The organism is Paenibacillus sp. 23TSA30-6, from assembly GCF_014858585.1.
Classification (GTDB): domain Bacteria; phylum Bacillota; class Bacilli; order Paenibacillales; family Paenibacillaceae; genus Paenibacillus.
Genome location: NZ_SLTL01000003.1, coordinates 84,674 through 106,975, shown reverse-complemented (window position 1 = coordinate 106,975; position 22,302 = coordinate 84,674). Strand labels below are relative to the sequence as shown.

At 47.9% G+C, this 22,302-nt stretch carries 16 protein-coding genes; 3 read left to right on the top strand and 13 right to left on the bottom strand.

Translation table 11 applies throughout. The features are described 5' to 3' along the window. Positions 1-2 precede the first annotated feature (2 nt). The gene (locus E0698_RS03735; protein WP_192510651.1) at positions 3-1,520 is read right to left on the bottom strand and encodes a DnaD domain protein; all 1,518 of its coding nucleotides are present in this window, start codon (positions 1,518-1,520) and stop codon (positions 3-5) included. 347 nt (positions 1,521-1,867) lie between these two features. Between E0698_RS03735 and hemQ the strand changes: the two genes are divergently transcribed. Continuing rightward, positions 1,868-2,647, top strand: coding sequence for a hydrogen peroxide-dependent heme synthase (hemQ, locus tag E0698_RS03730; protein ID WP_192510650.1), 780 nt, complete (start codon positions 1,868-1,870; stop codon positions 2,645-2,647). A 154-nt stretch (positions 2,648-2,801) separates the two neighbouring features. On the opposite strand, the gene E0698_RS03725 is transcribed toward hemQ, so the two are convergent. The 9 genes from E0698_RS03725 to E0698_RS03685 form a co-directional block, all read right to left on the bottom strand. Continuing rightward, positions 2,802-3,968: an ABC transporter permease gene (locus E0698_RS03725; protein ID WP_192510649.1), complete on the bottom strand. Its 1,167-nt coding sequence runs from the start codon at positions 3,966-3,968 to the stop codon at positions 2,802-2,804. Beyond that, on the bottom strand, positions 3,965-5,302 hold the full coding sequence (locus E0698_RS03720; RefSeq protein WP_192510648.1) for an HlyD family secretion protein: 1,338 nt from the start codon (positions 5,300-5,302) through the stop codon (positions 3,965-3,967). Before E0698_RS03720 ends, E0698_RS03725 begins: the two co-directional genes overlap by 4 nt. 116 nt (positions 5,303-5,418) lie before the next feature. Then, a complete protein-coding gene (locus E0698_RS03715) occupies positions 5,419-5,925 on the bottom strand; it encodes a MarR family winged helix-turn-helix transcriptional regulator (protein ID WP_192510647.1) in 507 nt (168 codons plus the stop codon). Between the two features lie 169 nt (positions 5,926-6,094). Beyond that, on the bottom strand, positions 6,095-7,315 hold the full coding sequence (locus tag E0698_RS03710; protein WP_192510762.1) for a VWA domain-containing protein: 1,221 nt from the start codon (positions 7,313-7,315) through the stop codon (positions 6,095-6,097). Between the two features lie 41 nt (positions 7,316-7,356). Next, positions 7,357-9,678, bottom strand: coding sequence for a DUF5682 family protein (locus tag E0698_RS03705; protein WP_192510761.1), 2,322 nt, complete (start codon positions 9,676-9,678; stop codon positions 7,357-7,359). 2 nt (positions 9,679-9,680) lie between these two features. Then, positions 9,681-10,787: an AAA family ATPase gene (locus tag E0698_RS03700; RefSeq protein WP_192510646.1), complete on the bottom strand. Its 1,107-nt coding sequence runs from the start codon at positions 10,785-10,787 to the stop codon at positions 9,681-9,683. Beyond that, positions 10,784-12,643: a HEAT repeat domain-containing protein gene (locus E0698_RS03695; RefSeq protein ID WP_192510645.1), complete on the bottom strand. Its 1,860-nt coding sequence runs from the start codon at positions 12,641-12,643 to the stop codon at positions 10,784-10,786. Before E0698_RS03695 ends, E0698_RS03700 begins: the two co-directional genes overlap by 4 nt. 39 nt (positions 12,644-12,682) lie before the next feature. Continuing rightward, entirely contained in the window at positions 12,683-14,143 is a 1,461-nt protein-coding gene (locus E0698_RS03690) for an SWIM zinc finger family protein (protein ID WP_192510644.1), read from the bottom strand. Positions 14,144-14,498: 355 nt separating this feature from the next. Continuing rightward, a complete protein-coding gene (locus tag E0698_RS03685; RefSeq protein WP_134912857.1) occupies positions 14,499-15,689 on the bottom strand; it encodes an NAD(P)/FAD-dependent oxidoreductase in 1,191 nt (396 codons plus the stop codon). Positions 15,690-15,933: 244 nt separating this feature from the next. On the opposite strand from E0698_RS03685, the gene E0698_RS03680 reads away from it, so the two are divergent. Next, positions 15,934-16,938 carry an NAD(P)/FAD-dependent oxidoreductase gene (locus tag E0698_RS03680; protein WP_134912855.1) on the top strand — a complete coding sequence of 335 codons (1,005 nt, stop codon included), beginning with the start codon at positions 15,934-15,936 and terminating at the stop codon, positions 16,936-16,938. A gap of 160 nt (positions 16,939-17,098) precedes the next feature. On the opposite strand, the gene E0698_RS03675 is transcribed toward E0698_RS03680, so the two are convergent. Further along, entirely contained in the window at positions 17,099-17,242 is a 144-nt protein-coding gene (locus E0698_RS03675) for a sporulation histidine kinase inhibitor Sda (RefSeq protein ID WP_007431918.1), read from the bottom strand. 282 nt (positions 17,243-17,524) lie between these two features. Next, on the bottom strand, positions 17,525-18,181 hold the full coding sequence (locus tag E0698_RS03670) for a YheC/YheD family protein (protein ID WP_134914566.1): 657 nt from the start codon (positions 18,179-18,181) through the stop codon (positions 17,525-17,527). A 221-nt stretch (positions 18,182-18,402) separates the two neighbouring features. On the opposite strand from E0698_RS03670, the gene E0698_RS03665 reads away from it, so the two are divergent. Continuing rightward, positions 18,403-19,950: a Ppx/GppA phosphatase family protein gene (locus E0698_RS03665; protein WP_192510643.1), complete on the top strand. Its 1,548-nt coding sequence runs from the start codon at positions 18,403-18,405 to the stop codon at positions 19,948-19,950. Here the strand turns inward: E0698_RS03665 and ppk1 are convergent. Continuing rightward, the gene (gene ppk1 / locus E0698_RS03660) at positions 19,910-22,024 is read right to left on the bottom strand and encodes a polyphosphate kinase 1 (RefSeq protein ID WP_192510642.1); all 2,115 of its coding nucleotides are present in this window, start codon (positions 22,022-22,024) and stop codon (positions 19,910-19,912) included. The two genes, E0698_RS03665 and ppk1, sit on opposite strands and share 41 nt — an antisense overlap. Positions 22,025-22,302: the final 278 nt, after the last annotated feature.

Genomic DNA, 22,302 nt, shown 5'->3' with positions numbered 1-22,302 from the left:
CACTACACCTTTTTCTGTTTACCGGATTGCATTCGTTCGGCCAGGCGCAGCAATTCATCCAGTTCTTCCTCGGATACGGATTCCTCGGAGGGGTGATCCTGTACGATGGGAATGGATGGCTTGGATGGGCCGTTGTTTTTAGCATACGAACGGGAACGGCCGCCGGAAGGAGAAGCAGCAGACTGCTTGCCTTTTACCTTGGCTTGATCACGTATATATTGAACAGCCTTTTCGTAGGTACTTACCTGCTTTAACAGCATATTGGAAGCGACAGCCTCGACAAAGTTGCGGTTAATCCGCTGATCGCTTCCTGATACCAGCAGGGACATTAAATAATGGATAAGTACATTGATGACTTCACCGGGCAGCTTGTAGCTGATATCAATCTTTTCGAATATATCCAGCAGGTTACCGGGAACCGTGCCGGGGAAAAAGGTTTGCAGCAAACGACGATAAGGCTCGTTGCGCAGCATCATATTATATTGGTGAATGTCGCATTTGGCTGTGAACTGTGGTGGAACCTCCACATAGAATTCCATCTCCACGGCTTGCTCCGCAGGCGGCTCTTCCGGAGTGGCAGCTTCTCTCTGACGCAGGGCAACCACTTTGGCGGCCTGCACCTGCTGTTCCTCCTGACGCTTCCGATCCTGTCTGGAATGCTGGCTGGCCCGGAGTTGAAGCTCGTCTAGCAGCAAATCGCCCGCTTCGGTAAAAATGCCGTCCTCATCCAGCAAGCGGCTGATGTCCTGTACAGATAAGTCAAATTTGCGAACAACGTAATTGACCATGCCTAGCTGCTCGTGTTCAAAACGCAGACGCTCCACATGCTTGCGGTTGACGGATTCGCGCGGAAAACGGAGAATGATGTCCGCATAATTCAGCCCTTCCTCCGACTCTGCGGCCAAAGCCCCATTGTGACGGCCCGAAGACACCTCGGACAGCGCCTGCTCCAACTCGTAATCAATGACATGGGTGTTCAGCTCAAATAACTCGTAAAACGGAATAGATATATTCTCTTTATTATAGGAAGATTGCGACCATTCCGCAGATTCGCTGCTCCACAGCGATTCTCGCAGAGAAAGCACCGCAAACTTGCCAATTTTGTCTCTCAACAAAAGAGTAAGATGCTGCGTCCTAAAAAAATCGGCAGGCGCAAGCGGTGGCTGCATCTCATATTCATACATATAGTCGTCCGTTTCCGGTGCATACAGCCTGGACGTCTGCAACAGACCGACAGCCTCCAGCTTGGAGGTCTGTTCAATTAGATACTTGCGTCCCTTCTCGCTTGGCTCCAGCCCTAGTGTCAGAAAAAGACGACGCTGCTGCTCCAGCGGCGAATAACCAATCTGTCCGGCTGGCACATGCTGGAACAATAGCCGATACAGGCTGACCGCAAATGCGCCTACCATCGGCTGATAGACGCTTCCCAGCATCAATTCATCCAGTGCGCTCAAGCCGAATTCCCGATAAACGCAGTAGCGGTGGTTCTCAGTATAGTGCAGCAGGTTTTTCATCCGCATTCCAACATTCTTCCTTTCCTGACATAACGGTCTCCAAGATGTTTTTCTATTCTATCATACTTGACCCCAACTGAGACCAGCAAAATAAGTCCAATTGTCCTCCTTTTTGGCAGCCTCATTCGTCCGTGTTCCCCTTTTTTCGAGAATACTAACTATTTTACGACTTGTGACCTGCATCACGGAAAAAATAAAATTCTTCACATTTCTTTCATTGGTGAAAATCCTTTATTTGGGCTACAATATAATAGTTAAGCATTACACATTTTTCATTCGCAGGACATACTTAAAACGCACATGTTTCGGCCATGCCGATGATTATTTACAGATTTGAAAAAGGAGTGACCATTGTGAACCAACATCAACCTCAACAACCCCCATCAACGCCAAATGAAGTAGCATCCACGCTGGAAGGCTGGTATGCACTTCACGATTTCCGATCCATCAACTGGACGGCATGGAAAACAGCAGACGATGAAGAACGCGCCGGAGCGCTGGACGAGCTTCAAGAGTTTATGAAGGAATGGAGCGTTACCGAGGAAGCGGGTCTGGGCAGCTCTGCCGTATATACTATAATCGGACAAAAGGCTGATTTTGTTATGTTACATCTACGCGAAACGCTGGAAGACCTCAACAAACTCGAAAATGAGTTTAACAAAACCACCTTTGCCAAATATACGACTAAAACCTACTCTTACGTGAGTGTGGTGGAGCTGAGCAACTATTTGAGCAAAGAAGAAGATCCGATGCAAAATCCGCAAATTGTTTCACGCCTGAAGCCTGTTTTGAACAAGGCTCGTTATATTTGCTTCTATCCGATGAACAAAAAACGCGAGCTGGACGACAACTGGTACATGCTTTCGATGGATGAGCGCCGCACTCTGATGCGCAGTCACGGTTTGATCGGACGCAGCTATGCTGGCAGAGTGAAGCAAATCATTTCCGGTTCTATCGGCTTCGACGATTGGGAATGGGGTGTCACGCTGTTCGCCGACGACGCACTTCAATTTAAAAAGCTGATCTACGAAATGCGTTTTGACGAAGTCAGCGCCCGTTACGGCGAGTTCGGCTCCTTCTATGTCGGCAGCGTCCTGAACGAAGAAACATTTGAAAACATGTTAAAGCTATAAAACGTAAATCATCAGAACCCTTTTAAAATAAGACTACCAAGGATTTCGTGAACTCCCGCTTTAGGGAATGCGGAATCCTTTTTATATGCTGCAAAGCTGCACAAGATGAGAAAAGGCCCCCTCACAGGCGCCTGAAAAATCATATTCTTTGATATTAGTGTAACACAGGTTCAACCACTAACACTGCATCCTTGCTTTTTGCCAGCTTTCCTTTCTCCAGAGCAATCAGAATAAAGATCAGAAGCAACAAAGCACTTAACAGGATCAAAAATCCTCCAACCTCAGGAATGAAATACTTCAAGCCTCCGCCCTTGAATCCCATCCCTCTCAAAAACTTGAAATGCCAGGTCAATGGAAGAATATTACTAATATATTGCAGCGATGTAGGCAGCATAGCTACTGGCAATTGAGCACCGCTCAGCAAGAACGAAGGCAATATAATCAGCATGAGACGCGGAGAGGCTTTTCCCGGGCTCGCCGCATTCCACCCCAAAGCCATCGCAAACAAGCCTAGACTAATCATGTACAGTAGAAACGGAATACTGATCTCCCATACATTCGCTTCAAACCGAAGTCCGCCGATCCGCTTGAGCAAACCAATGGACAAGTAAAAGGACACACATCCTACTAACGCATACGGTAGCACCCTTAGAATCAAACCGTACGAATGCTGTAGCTCCTCTTTTAATCTGCCTTGCTCCCGCAAGCGTGGGACAATGGTCAGTGCAGCAGCACCAATCAGTGAAATCATGACAGTATTGATGAATCCCATAACCGAGGTCATTAAAGTAGCATTGGTGGGATTATACAGCAGACGTTGCTGGAGTAGCATGTTGGAAGTAAGTCCTGTTACCTGGCTGTCACTCATCCCCATGCCCTTTAGTCCACCACCAGCCAGTATTGCATTTTCCGTGGCAAAGATCTCTGTGACCGCCGAGCGCAGATTCCCTGTGGCCTGACCTACCGTGTTATCTACATAAAAGCCGATGTTGCTCTGAACTCCCTTAAGCCTATTTTCCTCCAGACCTGCCGGAAGATAAATCACTGCAAAAAATTTTTCATTATATAGGAGTAAATTCGGATCGGCTTCATTCTCTTGTACATAACGTACGTCAATATACTGGGATGCATCCAATTTATTAATAAGCTGTCGGCTATAATTGCTATGATCTAAATCGACTACAGCGACAGATGCATCATTCAGCTGATTATTTTTGAAAACAAACCCGAAGGCTACCGCCACAAGAATCGGGACGAGCAGCAGTACGAACACCATCCTGCCGCTGACCAATAGCTTCCATTCTTCTATAAACGCCTTCATTTCGTCACAACCTCTATCGTCATTCCAGGTAATAATTCAGATGTTCGCGGGACATCTACCCGCACCTGAAAGGAACTTATATCCGACAAACCTTTATCCCGGCTCATTCTCATGTTGGTATATTGCGGAGCAGAGGTAACGTATCTCACCTTGCCTTGAATATTTCTGTCTAAAGCTACAACATATGAAGCCACATTTTCCCCTGCTTTAAACTGTGAGATGGAATCCTCATCCACATAAATATCATAGTATAGATGGTTGGTTTCAATAACGACGCCTGTTGCCCCCGTAGCAACGATTTCTCCCATCTTGGGTACAATGCGGGACACTTTACCGTCTGTAGATGCCTTCAGCACCATACGTCCACGCTGCAATTCCAAGGTTTTGAGTTGAACGCTTAATGCCTGCTTTTGTTGAGCCAGAAGATCCACGTTGTATTCACTATTTTTAACATCTTTACGTGTTTGGGAGGTCTGGGTTAATGCTTCCTTGGCCTTTTCTGTTTTGATGCGGGCCTGTTGGCGTTCCTCTGCGGTTGCACCTGCCTCCATTTTTTCCAGAGCGGTTTGCTGCTGGGCGATACTATTTTTAGCAATGTCGGATTGTTTGCTGGCCGCAGTAATCTGATTATTGGCAATCTCCACCTGATCCCGGGCTGTATCCAGCGCAATTTGGGCATTATCCAGTTGGTTTTTGGCATTATCCAGTTCTGCTTTGGTTCCGGCACCGGCATCGTACAACGCTTGGAAACGGTTGTAATTCACTTTGGCCAAGTCAAGAGACTCTTGCCTGGATGCTACTGTTTTTTGTGCAATCTCCGCATTTGTTTTAGCTGTCTCCACTCCTGTCAGAGCTGCATCCAACGATTGCTGTGCTGCTTCAATCGCCAGCTTTTGTTTTTGAATGTCCTCTACACGTGTACCTTGATTCAACAGGGATTCTCCCGCTTGCGCAGCCTGAATATCGAGTTGCCCCTGTTTTTCTGAAGTCGAAATTTTCTCTGACTGATTTTGCAGTCCGTCTTTAGCCTGCTTTATTTTCACATCAGCCTGCGCGATATCTGTTTTTAATTTCTCAATTTGCAGGTCCAGGTCCACAGGATCGAGGGTCATGAGCACATCTCCTTTTTTCACTTGTTGTTCCTCCTTCACCTCAATGGTGTTCACTCTTCCCCCAACGCCCTGAAAGGCAGCATTTACGGTATCTGCCGTAAGCAGCGTGTTTTTTTGTGTGGCAGCCATACTCACAGCATCCTTGCCGCTCATAGCCATCAGCGTACCTCCAGTACCTAATGCGACAACCAGTAGAACGTACACGATGATTTTTTTATTCATTGCAATAAACTCTCCTTCATGATGATTTAGCGAATGATAAGCGGAAAATGATTGTTTAAAAAAACAAGTACGCAACCTGATAGTACGACGTCTAACTATCGGCCTCGGGAAAGGTATTATTCCCGTTTTATTCTCTCCAGACCTGTGGAAAGCTTCTGTAGCATCCCAGCGAAGTGAACATGATCTTCCTTCGTAAATTCCTTCAATAAATCCGAAAAAAGCTGAATGAACATCGGAATTCTTTCCGTCATTAACTGTCTTCCTTCCTCAGTCAAGTAGATCGCAGTCATACGGCGATCTACCAGCGTACTTCTTCGGATGATACCGTCACGTTCCAGCTTGTCGATTACACTGGTTACGGTTGAACGTGTAACTCCTGAATATTCGGCCAGTTCAGATGGAGTCAACGCACGTTCATGCAGATACAGCGGAATTAAAATTTTCAGACTTCCAATCGATAGTCCATATTCGGACAGTCTGGAGGACACACCATTGTATACTTCATGAGCTGTCTGAATGAAAAGCGCTAGCGTACTCAACGATTGGGGGTCCACATGGGGAAATTTTTCTGCCAATAAATTTATCTTTTTGGGATCACTCTTGAAGTTAAAATCAGAATACAACGTGAAGGCCCCCCTCTGTAATTAATACCCACACTATACGTCGCCGTATAGTTATGTGTCAATACCCTTTTTAAGGGTACATTAATAAAAAAGGTTTCCAAGCTCCCTGGCCAGGAGTCACGAAAACCTTTTTTTCTAACCTTATTATTAACCAGCTATACCCGTTGAATTACCCAGCAGATATCCCCAATCGTTTAACCAAATCAGCCAGATCCTGACCTTTGAGCGCCCCTTCCACCAAAGCCGGCAACAAGGCTGGCGTGCAGGCAAAGCTTGGTGTACCGTCTCTGGACAATTGCTTGGCCAGTCGCTTGTCATAGAAGGGCTGACCTTCATCCGACAAGGCGAGCAAACACATCGTTTTGACACCGGATTCTCTCATTTCACGCATACGCCGTACGAGTCTGGCTTGACTGCCACCTTCGTATAAATCGGAAATTAAGATGAATAGCGTCTTTTTGGGTTCTTCGATAAACTGCTCACAGTACGCAACCGATTTATCGATATTCGTCCCGCCACCAAGCTGAATACCAAACAACATATCGACTGGATCATTGGCACATTGCTCCGTCAGGTCGACGACAGATGTATCAAAAGCGACAACTTGCGTATCGAGTGCAGGCATACTGGCGAAAATGGAAGCTGTAACCGATGCCCAGATAATAGATTCCGCCATCGAACCGCTCTGGTCAATGTCCACGATGACCTTCCACTCCTTGCTGCGACGGGCGCGATCAAAGTAATAAAATTTTTCAGGCACAATCTGACGACGCTCGACGTCATAATGCTTTAGATTACGCTGGATGGTCCGTTTCCAGTCCAACCCGCTTAATGAGGGCAACGGGGAATGCTGTCTGCGGTTAATGGCCCCAGTGACCGCTCGGCGTAAATCATGCTCCAATCTTCTGACCAGTTCATCTACCACAGACTGAATCAGCAGGCGGGCCGTTTCCTTCGTTTTCTCAGGAATTTTCCCTTTTAACGCCATTAATGTACCAACCATGCTAATGTCCGGCTTTACTTGTGACAGCACTTCCGGCTCAAATAATAGCTGCTTCCATCCTTTGCGCTCCATGGCATCATTTTGAATAATGGATACAACATCCTCCGGGAAAAAGGTACGTACATCACCCAGCCATTTGGACAAGCGTGGAGCCGATGCCCCTGTACCACTGCCCGGAGCTCCCCTCCTACTTCCGGAGCCACTCTGTTCTCCCGAATAAGTGGAGGTATCATCATAAATGGCCGCTAACGCCTGATCCATAATCTGCTCGTCTTCCGTCAGTTCAATAGCTTCCCCACCGCCACTGTTCCGTAACGACGGCTCGGCCGTCTGTCCCAAAATGAGCCGCCAACGGGATACTGCACGACGTTCATCTACTGCATCCATTTCTTTCGGTTGGGATTGATCTTCTCCGCTTATCGTCATCTCTAAAAATCCTCAAAATCAAAATCATTCAAGTCATCAAGCATTTTCGCCTCGTCCTCCCTCAGCTCTTGCGTCAATACTTCCGCTGCCTGCTCTGTATTCACACCCCATAGCTCGCCTAACAGCTCAGCAATCATCGTTTTTTCACCGGAGTTAAATACACTGAAAGCTCGGCGCAAAAATACAAGAGCTCGTACAAATTCATCCTCGTCCAAAGCGCCGATATACTCATTTAGCTGCTCCCACAAACTCATGCGGGACAGCAGTACATATCGGTTACGCATGGATAAGCCTTCAAACCAGCCTGCCCCCAGATCAGCAGGTACACCCGGCGACAACCGACGCGATACCTCAGCAGCGCATTCTTCACGGGTCAGCTCATTTCGTTCCAGGAGCAACGCACAGGCAAAGCCTGAACATTTGGGGTTAAGGTCATCCTGTGCAGCGAGATGATGCAGTTCCTGTATCCATAACTCCTGGTCGACCTGCTCACTATGATCCAGAGCGATACGGTTGAGTTCCTGAATCGCTTCTACCATGTCCACAGCCACCGTATCACTGCAATGACTGGCATCAGTGAGGAACAGGCAGGACCTCATAAATAACTGCTCTAAAAGCGGTACAAGCAGCGAAGTATCCATTCGCCGGATGTCGCCATAACGAATAAGGGTCGATAATCCTTTAGCCGCAGCTGCCATTTGTATGACATCCTGCTGATCGGCTGCCAAGCGCTGTAGATTTTTTCTACCGTTTTCTAATTGAGCTACCATACCGCATTCGCAAGCAATCACAATCAGTTGTGAAGCCTCAGCAATCGTTTGGCAGGCGTCCAGCTTCTGCTGCATGACATAAGCGGCCGCGACCTCCACCGTTTCGCCCAGCAGCGTAGATTCAACAACCTGTATTTCGGTCTCCGGGGACCATTGTACTACCCAATGCTCCGCCCATGTCGCCTGCTCCTGACCCGCTGATCTGAACTGGGCAAAAGGGATGTCCAGCAACTTTAAACGATGTAGCAAAAAAGAACGGTTCAAGTCCAAATACGCGGATGCCTCAGAGCTGGCGCGTCGGTTCTCCCGTAGATCCAGCATCAAGTCTGTCGCTACAGTCGTTTTGTACTTGGTCAGCTTCAAGCTTTTGAATAAACGGTTCAAGTCATCCTGAAGCGGCGTCTGACTGACACCTTCCGCCAGCTGTCCAATCGCCGTCCCTACATTTAACTCTGACAAAGCTTCCGCAACGACAGACAGATCGCCATGACCAAGCAAGGTCTGAGCCGCATCACGCAAATCCCTCAGCACCGGGACGCTTCCGCCACGGAGCGCGGATAGGGATTGCGCCATTCTCACCGCTTCAATGACCTCGGCGGTGGAGCGATGCGTCCCTTTTTGCCGTAATTGTCGAGCAACAGATGATAAGTATTCATGAGGAAGCTCGTCTAATGTTCCCTGTTGCATCCGGCTCCACATCATTTCAAAATAATAGGGTGCATGATTTCCTGCCCCGTAGCCGGACATGGAGGATAATTTATAATACGAATAAGGCATGAGAGTTAGACGTGTGGCACGCGTGGGTAAACAATTCAATTCCTCATCCGTCATGCTGTGAGACAAATCAGCAAGAGCCGCAGCGTGGTAAGCACCACAGATGACGACAATACGCTCTGGTTCATGCCCCGCTGTGATGGCCTCTTTAATTTTACGGCGCATATACGATTCGCGAATCGCGTTATAAGCAAATTCGTGTACGGCTGAGACACGTTCATCTTCCTCCGTTAAAGCACGTACATGAGATGAAAAGGCAAGAATCGCTTCCCGATATGCCCCTTGATTCAAATTGTGTTCGTAATTACGCTCCCAGTACATATCATAGTCGTCCTCACCAGCCAGGACAGCAATTCGATCATAGATCGAAAAAGACGTTATATGTTCTGCTTGAACTGGAGTATTCGCATCTTTGAGCGTCTGTCTTCTCAGATCTTCCAGTCCGATCATGACGGATGAAGGTAAATCGATAAATGCACACATCGCATGATGTGCGTTGGCCCATTTCATTGCTTGATATTCTGGTGAGTAGGAAGCAAATGGCCATAAAGCCGTTCGTACAGGCAAATCACTTGTAAAAGCAAGCAAGGCTACAGGCGGGCGGGTTGCCTGCTCAGCCAGATGCCTGATTTCTTCTGTCGCATCGGACGGTCCCTCAATGAGAACAGCAGTCGGGCGAATATGATTTAATTCATCCAGTAGATGCTTGGCACCGCCGGGGGAAAGATGCCGCACGCCAAATATATGCACGCCTACTTGCTCTACGGCTCCGCCATTCATGCTCACCCGTTAATCTCCTTGCATGCTTTATACAGTCCGCGCCACTCCGCACCCCGTTTTTTCATCACCTGATCCAAATATTCTTTCCATACGAGCTGATCCTTCTCGTCATCCTTGACGATTGCCCCCTGAAGCCCTGCTGCCAGATCTTCATCCGTCAATTCTCCACTGCCAAAGCTGGCTGCCAGTGCCATGCTATTTGTCAGCAATGAAATCGCTTCTGCCGTCGAAATGACACCTGTGGGCGATTTCACCTTATCCTTTTTATCAATTGTCATACCGCTGCGTAATTCACGAAAGATGGTCACAACTTTATGTAAAGCTTCGTCTGCTGGAGCAGCCGCCTGTAAGTCATAAGCCGATGCGATTTCACCGACTCTTTTTTTGACAATCTCCATCTCGGTTTCGAGAGTAGAAGGCGCAGGTAACACGATAATATTAAAGCGGCGCTTTAACGCTGCCGACATTTCATTAACCCCGCGATCACGCGTATTGGCTGTCGCAATAATGGAGAAGCCTTTACGTGCATTCATCTCCTTGCCCAGCTCGGGTACCGAAATTGTTTTTTCAGACAAAATGGAAATGAGCGCATCCTGCACCTCGGAGGCGCATCTGGAAATTTCTTCAAAACGCGCAATCCCCCCCTTCTCCATTGCACGCATAATCGGACTTTGCACCAACGCTTCGGGCGTCGGTCCATTCGCCAGCAGCATGGCATAGTTCCACGAATAGCGTACATGCTCCTCACTTGTACCTGCCGTGCCCTGCACCACCAGACCGGAATGACCGTAGATCGCAGCAGACAGATTCTCGGACAGCCATGATTTGGCGGTGCCCGGTTCTCCGATCAGCATCAATGCCCGATCCGTCACCAAAGTAGCAATCGCCATTTCAATCAGACGTCGGTTGCCGATATATTTGGGTGTGATTTCAGTTTTGCCCGCTTTTCCGCCTGTAATAAAGGTCAGCACCGCTTGAGGCGACATTTGCCACCCTGCCGGAATTCTCCCCTTATCATGCTGACGCAACGCCTCCAACTCATGCTCATACAAATGCTCGGCTGGTTGCCTCATCATATCCTGCAATGGTTCCTGTACATTTTCCGTCATGCTCTCATCCCTTTCAGTGTTTCCGTTATATAGGCAAGCTGCTTTTTGGCTTCATGATAATGTCGGGACTGAGCCTCTTCCACCTGTTCTGCTGCCTCAGGAGGCATCTGTAGCAGTTGGTTAAACCAATACGGCTGCAATATATAGCAATCCTTGTTACGCTTATCTCCCAAAATCGTAAGCAGCAAGTCGTTTTTCTCCTTGGCCGAAATACCCGTCCGCTCCAGTGCCTTCAACAAGAGATAGCTCCAGCGATTGCGGAACTCGGGATTTTTCTTTAATTTATCACGTAAAAATGTCTGACTCTCCGGATGATCCGCACGTGCAAATCCGGCTGCCAATTCCAGCTCGTCCTGTTCGATCACCCAATCCAGCCAACGGGGGTCCCAACGCAGTTGAACTTCCTCCTGCGGAAGAAGCTCCCATACATTCAACAGATGCGGATAATCATGATCCTCAAAAGGCAAGGAATAATACTCGCTGATTTGTTGAATGATGTAGGAAGATAAGGTCTGTACCAGCTTTTGGCGTCTTACCTTGGCTTCCATGTTCACTCTGGATTTCCATTTCAAATCTACATTTAGCACATATCGTTCATATAACTGTGTCGGGGATAACAGCCGATAGGCGCAACGGAAAGCATGAGGCAAATAGTGAATACTGCGCTCTTCCATCTGAAACAGCAAGTCCAATACATCCTCTGAACCTATGTTTTCCGTATGATCCAGCGCATGATTAATGAGTACATGCCAGCCAATCGCATTAAAATGCTCTGAATCTTTTAATACAGATATATATATTTCATCCAGTAGCGGACTGGTTCGATCTATAAATACAGCACACAAGTGCTCTATCTTTTTCGAAAGCTTGTCCAACTTCTTCGCATCGGTTTTCAGCTCAAAGGACGCGTGCAAATCCTCCTTGAAATCCAAGGCTAGCTTTTCCTTAAGCGCTTCAGGCAAATGGGCACGTAGCGCCAGCGTCACCAACTCGATATCTTTACTGGAAAAGGCTTCGTATAATCGTTCCTGGGCTGCAATAGAATCGCTCTGTGCAAGAGCCGCATAAGCGGCTTCACGGATAGGCTTCTTTTTATCTCCGCTCCACTCCAATAACGACTCCACATACGATTCCTGACCTGCCAAAAATCCGATAGCCGTCGTTCTTACATCATTGGAGCCGGATGCTGCCGCCTCATAAATTACTTCCCGTGAGCCTTCCTTATCAATACTGCCAATGACCGACAACTTGCGTGACTCCAGTTTACCACCGTGCGCATCAAGGGTTTGCAGCAGATGGGGAACGATCGGTTTGCCATACGAAGGCAGAATCTTATTCATGGCGAACTCGGCAATTTCTATATACGGGTCTTCAAGTGCTCTGATCGCCAACGGAATCAGACGTAAATCCTGAAAAAGACCTTCCTTATACGCTTTCGTCACAATCTCATACCGTCCGCCCCCGGTCGTCGTCAAAGCTTCCTGTACGGCGGCTATTTGCCGATAAGAATAAGCGCTGGAAGTATCCAGCGAACGGGTTTCCACCCTTACCAGCTTCCCTTCCGTTGCTGTGCTTCCCTGCGTCCGTAATACTGAAGTGAGCAGCAAAGCAAGCTCCTGCAAGCGTCTTGCCGACAACGTAGAAGCTTCGGCTTCCGCTGACGGATAAGATGCATCCGGCGTAATAAGCGCGGCTATTCCTTCGCCAATTCGCTTGAAAACAGGCGCTCTCTCGCCTAATTGCTGCACACGCGGCAGTAATTTCTTCAACCTGAAATCATCGGAAGCCAGTTCACTGCCTGCAATATATAATCGGCGTACTTCACTGTATACCTCCTGTAATAATACGGTACTCATAAGATCCCTCCTGTTATGCATAGTTGAGATAAAGCCGGATCAATATAATAGTCGCGTGATCTGCTGGTCCTTAATGATCGTCAAAGGCTGGAATACCAATCGGCCGGTATCCATTTGGTGCTCGAATACACCGAACAAAGTCATGTCTGTTAGTTGTGCTTCCGGTACATAAGGTAATAAATTAACAGTCCCCGGAAGGTTTACAGAAATATCAGCCAGTATCAGTTGCTGCCCCTGTTCATCCGCTACCACCCACGTACCATCCCCAGTCTGCTGAATTTCATTTGCATAAATCAATACAGCTGGATGAGGGTCTGCCAATGGGTTTTTGAGCTGATTTTTCACAATTTTCAGTACCTCACTGTAGCTATGCGCACCTTGCTCGGCAACGGCTTGTACATCCTCAGCCGTAGATCGTCTGCTCGCCATGCCGTCCCAGCGTACTCTGGGATTAAGGTCACCCGGATAAATGTACAGTGTGTCTACACAGGCCACATCAAAAAAGCTGTCTTCCTCCCGCATGCGCTTGGCTGCCTTATAGGGACGATATTGTAACGTCCGGCGTACAAGGCTTGTGGACAGCTCGAACCAGTACCCCAGATCCACATATTCCTGCCTGGCCGCATCGTCGTAACTGACAAAGGATAGCTGAATCAGTTCAGCCTGTTCCGTTACGCGGTTCACTTCCTTCAACTCGCTAAGCTGCCACGCATGACCCAGCCACTCCTCAATGGTGGATTCATGATCGAGGGCCAGGTCCGGATCATCCAGCTTGGCTTGCAAGTGTTGACGCCCTTTCTTAATCAGGGCATGTATTCGGGTGAATTGCCCGATGATATATGTATAATAGTGCTCCCGTTGAGCAACGTCAGATAAGAGCAATGAAAGGCGGCGCAGCTCATTTTGCGCGCCCGATAAATAATAATTGCCCATCTGCTTCACATGATCCTGAATGCTTTTGACCATTTTGCTATCGACAGTTGCCAGACCGTCACGAATGAGAGACAACGTAAGCTTCTCCAGCGTATCCAGACCATCCAGCTGGGATTGCACCTTTTTCTTGAGCGCATTTTTGCTGGCGGTGGTTTTCCGTTTCTTTTTGGCCTCAGATTCCTCTGGAGCCGCAGCGATGGCCTGAGCCTGCTTTTCTTCGCGCTTTTCTATTTTTTCACGTTTAGCCACGATGTCTTCCGGTATTTCGGCTATATCAAACGTATCCCCTGCCACGTAGGCATACAGCATCCCAAGAGCATGCTTGCACGGAAACTGGCGGCTGGGGCAATTACAGCGAAATACAGGCTTTTCTTGCTGTATAAAATCGGCGGAGCATATATAATTTGTGCTGCCACTGCCGGAGCATTCAGCGAATAATAGCATGCCATCCGAAGATTGATGGAGATGGACGAACTTTTTCTTCTTGATAAGTCCTTGAGCATTCTTTATCGCTGCCGCGTTGGGAGCCATAGCATCTACATATGATTCCGTCATTTCAAGCGTCATAGGATTACTCCTTCTACATAAGATGTGTCCTTATATTATAGAACATTTGTTCGTTGATCGTAAGAAGACTTCTGTACTATATTGGAAAGACCCGAATCTGCTACGTTCAGCTTATAATAGCCCTCACGTTGGCCTTATGAAATGCATATTGACGAAACCATTTCCCCTAATGGGTTCATTTTTCTTCCTTGCTTTTTCATATCAAAAAAACATCCCCGCTTCCCCAAAAAGGGAAACAAGGATGCTGATACCGGATTGTTTGTCGCCAGAACGCTCGGCTAACGTCAAAAAATCCTGGCATCTGTCAAGCTCCCAAAGATCGCACAGGATTTTTTATGTTTATTACATGTTCAAGTTAGAAAAACCGTCCCTTTTTCAGCACCAGCGGAATCCCGCCAATGATGAACAGATAGCGGATATCCACAATTTTTTTCAGCTGCGCGGCAATCCAGCCCTTTATTTTGCGATTGCCCACGACCGCGACAGCCTCCCCTTTTCCAAGAGAAGCAACCGTTCCTTTATTGGAAAATACGAACTTGTGCAGCTCCTTTTTCCGTAGCGTAGCTGCTAAATTCTTCGCACAGAGTACCCCTTGCTGCATCGCAATTTGGGCGGTCGGCGGATATGGGCGTCCTTCGCGATTAAACATTAAAGAACTGTCCCCGATAATAAAAATGTCCTCATGACCCGGTGCACGCAGAAAATCGTCGATCTTCACACGTCCACGCATCACTTCAAATCCGGCTTTCTCGATCAGACCGTTACCACGAATACCTCCAGTCCACACGACCGTGCAAGCTTCGATTTTCTCACCCTCACCGACAATGACGCCATCCTCAAGACATTCCTTAATGGGAACACCGATGCGGAAGGTGACGCCCTTGCGCTTGAGAACATCCATCGCGTATTCTACCAGCTCTGGATCGAAGCCCGGTAATGCCGTAGGAGCCGCCTCGACGTTAATAATTTGAATCCGGTTAAAATCAATATCATAGGCTCTTGCCAATTGCGGCAGACGATCCGCCAGCTCCGCTACGAATTCAATCCCGCTAAAGCCCGCACCTCCGACTACAAAATTTAGCCGTCCGGGGTTCCCGTCATTTTTATACAGGGCAAGCTGGTATTCGACATGCTCACGGATCAAGCGGACCGAGTTAATACTTCGAATGGTAAGCGCGAACTTATCCATCCCCTGAATACCGAAGGTTTCCGGTTCCCCGCCCAATCCGATTACCAGATAATCGTAGGATAGCGATCCATCCTCCAGCACGATTTTTTTCTCCTTAGGTATGATTTCCTTAACCGTCCCTTTGATTAGATCCACCTTGAACTCATCGATCAGCTGCGAAATCGGAATCCGTGAATGCTCAATCGTATCTGTACCCGCCGCAGGCATGTGGAGATGCGTTGTTATATAGTGGTAATCATGGCGATTAACCAGCGTGACATCTGCCTCGTTGTGCTTGAGTTCCTTTTGCAATTGCTGAGCCGTCAAAATACCGCCATACCCGGCACCCACAATGACAATTTTGGGAACACTGCTCATGCTTCTACCCCTTCCGGTTTACGTAATCAGTGATTATTCACAGCTTTGCTCTCAAAATGGATGATTTATACACGCCGGATAACCTTCATCAAAATATTAATCACTTAAACTTTCCAAGCGGAACCCGGCAGTTTATAATGATAAACAGTGAATCATGCGTTCGGCGGCTTTCTTAACCTCTATGCGGCTGATTCTACATTCAATATCCATTATCCATACTATCCCTTTCGGAGGTGTTTTTAGAGTGACAGTTCAATCCACAGGTGGGGAACTCCGCGATCTGATTATCATCGGAGGCGGCCCAGCCGGTATTTTCGCTGCTTTCTACGGGGGAATGCGTCAGGCATCCGTCACCTTAATTGAAAGTATGCCCCAACTCGGGGGCCAGCTTGCAGCCCTTTATCCTGAAAAATATATTTATGACGTCGCTGGCTTTCCTAAAGTGACTGCACAGGAACTAGTCAACAATCTGGTTCAGCAGATGAACCACTTTAACCCAGAAGTACAGTTAGAAGAGAAGGTCGTATCCTTAGAGAAAAAGGAAGAACGCCACTTCATCGTCAAAACAGATAAAGGCGGCGAGTATCACGGAAAAGCGGTCATCATTACCGCTGGCGTGGGTGCTTTCGAGCCGCGCAGACTGGAACTGCCGGGCGCAAATCGTTTTGAAAAAACGAACCTCCATTACTTTGTCAGCGACCTGAGCAAATTTGCAGGCCGGAAAGTGCTGATCAGCGGCGGCGGCGACTCTGCGGTAGACTGGGCGCTCATGCTGGAACCGATTGCAGAACAGGTTACATTGATTCACCGCCGCGACAAGTTCCGTGCGCATGAACACAGTGTAGAAAACCTCCTCGCTTCCAAAGTAAACGTCGTTACACCGACTGAAATTACAGAGCTGCACGGGGAAGACTCGATTACGAAGGTTACCCTTGCTCATGTAAAAACCAAAGAAACTCAGGAAATCGAAGTGGACGATGTGATCGTTAACTTTGGATTTGTATCCACTCTCGGCCCGATTGCCGAATGGGGAATCGAAATCGAAAGTAACTCCATCGTGGTCGATTCCCGTCAGGAAACGAATATTCCCGGCATTTTCGCCGCTGGGGACATTACGACCTATCCAGGCAAGCTCAAGCTGATTGCTGTCGGCTTCGGTGAAGCGCCTACGGCCGTCAACAACGCCAAGGTTTATGTTGACCCGGACGCCAAGCTGTCCCCGGGTCACAGCAGTAACATGAAACTGTAGTCTATTCTAGACTATGACAAAAAAGGGTATTTTACTCCAAATTTGAATCGTTGGAGTGAAATACCCTTTTCTACGGTGTGCCTATTCGTTGCAGTGATTGTCCGTAAAGTCATTCGAACCCTGAATGACTTCACAGTCGCAGTACGAGAGCTTGTCCGGTCTAATGAAGGACTACGGCTGTATTCATCTCTAAGTTTCTTTTGTGAATCTCAGCCAGCAACAGTGCAATGAAGTCACATTCAAGTTTAAGCTCGATTGCCATCTGATAGGAATCCAAAAGCATTTCATCCGTCAGCATAGCCATCCTCGACACAACCTTTCCTTTTATTTCAAAATCTATTCTATCAAAATACCAAAAACGGAACAAGCGTTCTGTTATCCACAGCATGTTGTGGAAATCCTGTGTATAAATTGTTGGTAAGTGTCGTTAACCCATATATGTGACAGGGGATAATGTGGACAATACTTATACACAGGGTTTTGACGCTTCTAAATAAAAAAAATATTTTTATAGTTTACACATATATATTATATTTACAATCTAATAAATTGAAATTAATGGAGGTTAATTTAAGAAATTCAACGATTATTGGGGTCTTGTGTTTACCTCCAAAATCCATATCCGTCCATTCGGATCAAGCCCATAATCAAATCCCAATTGTCCAATCCCCGGAAATCTGCCCTCCAGTACAGGAATACACCGCTGTGTAAGATTAACCATTTCACGTCGCTTTCGGGCAGCTACCCGACGGGGATAAATCATCCGAAGCGCATTCATTCCCTTCATCAGAGTTCCCCCTTTGCAGAGGTTCGTAATAACCAGTCCGGGGCGAGCATGACGTGCGACCACCGACCGGAAACCCCATCTCTGGCCCACCTTCACCACTTTTACCCGATAGTCAACCGGTCTGCCCTGAATAGTGGCCAACCTAATACCCTGCTGAATCAAATACGGACGCTGGAGCCGGAGCTTTCCGATTCCGACAGCAAGCGCTCGAAAGCTACTAAACCGGTATGTGCGTTCCATGCGCGTGCAGGTGTATTCCCTGCGTTCCTTAGCCACACGAATAACTCCGATTCCACCGCCGCCCTTCACGGGCTTTATGAATACAAGGCCATACCGCCTTAGCATCATGCGCAACTGTTCCTCGTTATAAAGACTGGTTTCCGGTATATAAACGGCGGTATGTGGATGGTGCAACAGCGCCTTCGTCTTTAACCATTTGCTTGCAAGTTGTCTCATCATACCCTTTCTCCTTTCGCCGTCAGGTATACTTATACATACTCAACAGCAACTAACTATTCTTGGATGATAGTCCAAGGTTCAAGTCCATTTGGGCAAGATCCCTGCCAACGGTAGCATGCACCTGATATCACTGGTACAATGACAATAATCTGACTACCATTTGCACGGAGTAGCGAAATTTACGGGCAAATCGTTTTTTTCGACAAGGAGGTCATACCATGAACAGCAAAATCGGCATCATGGACATTGGATCAAACTCCATTCGTCTAGTAATTTATGAAATGACAGAGACAGGCGCCTACCGGATTGTGCAGGAATGTAAGGAAGCCGCACGACTGAGCGAGAAGGTTGGGGCGAATGGTCGTATGGAACGGGAGGACATTCGGAGCATCGCTCCATTGCTGAATCAATTTTTGACGGTATGCCGTATGCACGGGGTCATTCGTATGCGGGCAGCAGCTACGGCCGCCATCCGCAATGCGGCGAATTCAGATGAAATTGTCCAATGGATCGCTGAGGATACGGGCTTAACGCTGGAAATACTGAGCGGAGAGCAGGAGGGCTATGCGGGCTTTCTGGGCGTGGTAAATACAATGAATGTGAGCGATGGGATTATTATAGATATTGGGGGCGGCAGCACCGAAATTACGCTGTTCCGTGAGCGGCAGCGGCTTCATACCGTATCGTTTCCTTTTGGCGCGGTCAACATGAATTGGCGCTTTGGTCGGGAAGTCAGGAACGGCGAATGGTCTCCTCAACAGATTGAGGAGATGGAGAGCTTCGTCCGTTCTTCGCTGCAAAACCATGATTGGATCTTTTCCAATCCGGGCCTGCCGTTCATCGGTCTGGGCGGTACCTTGCGTACCTTGGCTAAAATCAATCAGAAGCGGCAGGATTACTCGTTGCCCGTGACGCACCATTACGAAATGACGACAGAAGATGTCGATTATTTTTATGTCAGTCTGCCCCATCTTCCCTATGAAAAACGCAAAAAAACAGCCGGCCTGTCCAAAGACAGAGCCGACATTATTGTACCGGGACTAATTATCTTGAAAACGATATTCGAGGCCGCTCAAGGCTCCACCTATTTGGTCAGCGGAGCGGGCTTGCGTGACGGACTGTTTCATGAGCTGGTCAATTCCGAACAGCCCGTGGTCGACAATCCACTCATCGCGTCGATCCGCAATATACTTTCATTCGCTGTTCCGGTTAGCGAAGCGCACGTCAAACGGGTGAACGAGTACGCTGTCCGACTTTATGACGAACTCGTTGACATATGGGCTGACGTGTCATCCTCAGCGATGGACAAACGTTTGCTGCTGACCGCCGCAACACTGTACAAAACCGGAGCGGCCTTGAACTACTACCATTTCCGGCAGCATTCCGTGTTCTGGATTCTACATGCAGGCATCGGCGGTCTGTCCCATCGGGAAACGGTGCTGGCCGCGCTGATTGCGGACTACCATCCCAAGAATCGGACGCCTCGCCTGTTGCGCACACATGCCGACATTCTGGAGTCTTCCGACGAGGCGCGTGTACATCGACTCGGCTCGCTGCTCCAGCTTGCGATTGGCATGGATCGGAGCGAATCCGGCATTATCACCAGCATCAATCCCGCCACAGGAGACGATGCACTGCATCTTCGTCTGGAAAGCACGGGTGAACCAATTCTGGAACAGCGGGAGCTGGAGGCTGTCGCCAAAGATTTTCAAAAAGCATGGAACCTTACGTTGTCATGGTCCATTCTTCCTTCTTCCAATTTCTAACCTTCATGGCTTCGGATTGGCTCCGCATAGGGGCCTCTTCGTCGTTTCTGGACACAAACTGATAGCTTCCGTTAGGCAGAAGCTGCCGCGCCTTCACATTATCTCTCAAGGACAAATGCAAAATATCCGACAGCATCCCCTTAATCCGGTCATCATAAATCGGGCACATTAGTTCAATCCGACGTGTCAGGTTGCGAGTCATCCAGTCCGCGCTGGACAGGAACAACTCCGAAGCCCCTGCATTTTCAAAATAGAACAGCCTGGAATGCTCCAGAAAGCGATCCACAATACTGATGACGCTGATATTCTCACTGAATCCTTCCACACCGGGACGCAAGCAACAAACCCCTCTAATGATCAGATCAATCTTCACACCCGCCTGAGAAGCTGCATATAGTTCATCAATCATCTCCTGACTGGATAAGGAGTTGATTTTGGCGATAATCCGGGCGGGCTTGCCTGCCAAAGCTTGCTCTGCTTCCCTGCGGATCAGCTCGAACAGCTTATTCTTCATCCCTGTTGGAGCCACCGTGAAAGCCTGCAAGGTCTTGAGCGCGGAAAAGCCTGTAATTTCATTAAACAACTCGGAAGCATCCTCGCCAAGCACCGGGTCGGATGTGAACAAACCGATATCCGTATACACCCGTGCTGTGCTTTCATTGTAATTGCCTGTGCCCACATGCACGTAGCGTTTGAGCGCGTTACGCTCGTGGCGTACCACGAGAATAATTTTGGCATGCGTCTTCAAGCCGACCAGACCGTACACTACATGACAGCCTGCTTTTTCAAGCTTGCGTGCCCAGGCAATATTACGTGCCTCGTCAAAGCGGGCTTTCAGCTCCACGACCACCGTTACCTGCTTGCCCGATTCAGCCGCACGAGCTAATGCCGGGATCAACTTGGATTCACCGTTGACACGGTACAAAGTCATTTTGATCGCCATCACATCCGGGTCCTCGGACGCTTCAGTGATAAAATCAGTTACCGCATCGAATGATTCATACGGATGGTACACGAGCACGTCCCGTTTGCGAAGTACGTTGAAAATATCCTCTTGCGGGGGCAGTTCTTCCGGATACAGTGGTTTGATTGCCGGAAATTTCAAATGCGAATACCCCTCCAAATGATCGGCAAAAGACGACAAAAACGTCAGATCCAACGGCCCGTCCATCTCAAACACATGATCGAACAGCTTGAATTCGCGTTGAAGCTCCATCAGGGCATAGGGATGAATCCCTTTTTCCACTTCCAGTCTTACCGGCGCTCCCCGTCGTCTTCGACGCAGTTCTTTTTCAATCTCTTCAAGCAAATCTTCGATCTCTTCTTCATTAATGGACAAATCGGAGTTACGCGTAACACGAAAGGCTTGAACCGATTCCGGCACATAGCCCGTGAACAGCGTTTGAATATGATGCTTGATCAGCTCTTCAATTAAAATGAATGATTTCTTCTTGCTATTGGAACGTAGCGGCACAGACACGACACGCGGAATATTGGAAGGCACCTGCACGATGGCAAAAAACGGCTTATCCTCCTCCGTATCCCCTTGACGTCTCAATACTACTGCCAAATATACGTATTTATTATGAACCAGTGGAAAAGGACGGCTCTGATCGACCGCCATCGGCGTCAGCACCGGAAATATAATTTCATGAAAGTACGTATCCAGCGACTTGCGCTGTGTCGCATTCAAGCCCTCATATTCAAGCAGCAAAATCCCCTTTTTCGTCAACAGGCGAGAAATTTCGCGGTAGGTTCGATACTGCTCCGATACCATCGAGACCGTGCGCTTCATCAGCCGTTTGTATAAACCGGAGGGGGTATATCCGGTGAAGTCCTTTTGCATAAAACCGGCCTTGATCTTCTCCCGCGTCTCTGCCACCCGAACAGCCATAAATTCATCCAGATTGCTGGACACAATCGCCAAAAATTTGGCTCTCTCCAGCAACGGTGTATCTGTATCCTGCGCTTCCTGAAGCACACGGCGGTTAAATTCAATCCAGCTTAAATCCCGATTAAAGTAGCGTTCTGACCCAGCTTTATCTTTATCCTTATTCTGACTCTCTATCAACATATGGCCTCCATCAATCATGCAGTATAGTTATGCTTCATTGTACTATTAGATGAAACGCACTAGCATCATAGCTGTGTAAACGCAATGTAAAATGTGTGTAAACGCAGCCTGATGTTGAAAAGGTCACTCGGATACTTTACAAAAATAGCATTAAAGGGTACAGTGTTTACGTCTGTTTCATTGAGGTAAATTGTCGAACCGTACTTTTTTATTGTTTTTTATGTTTATCATGTTGTTACTTACCACATAGCAGCCATGTTCAATTGCTTTATTTTCAA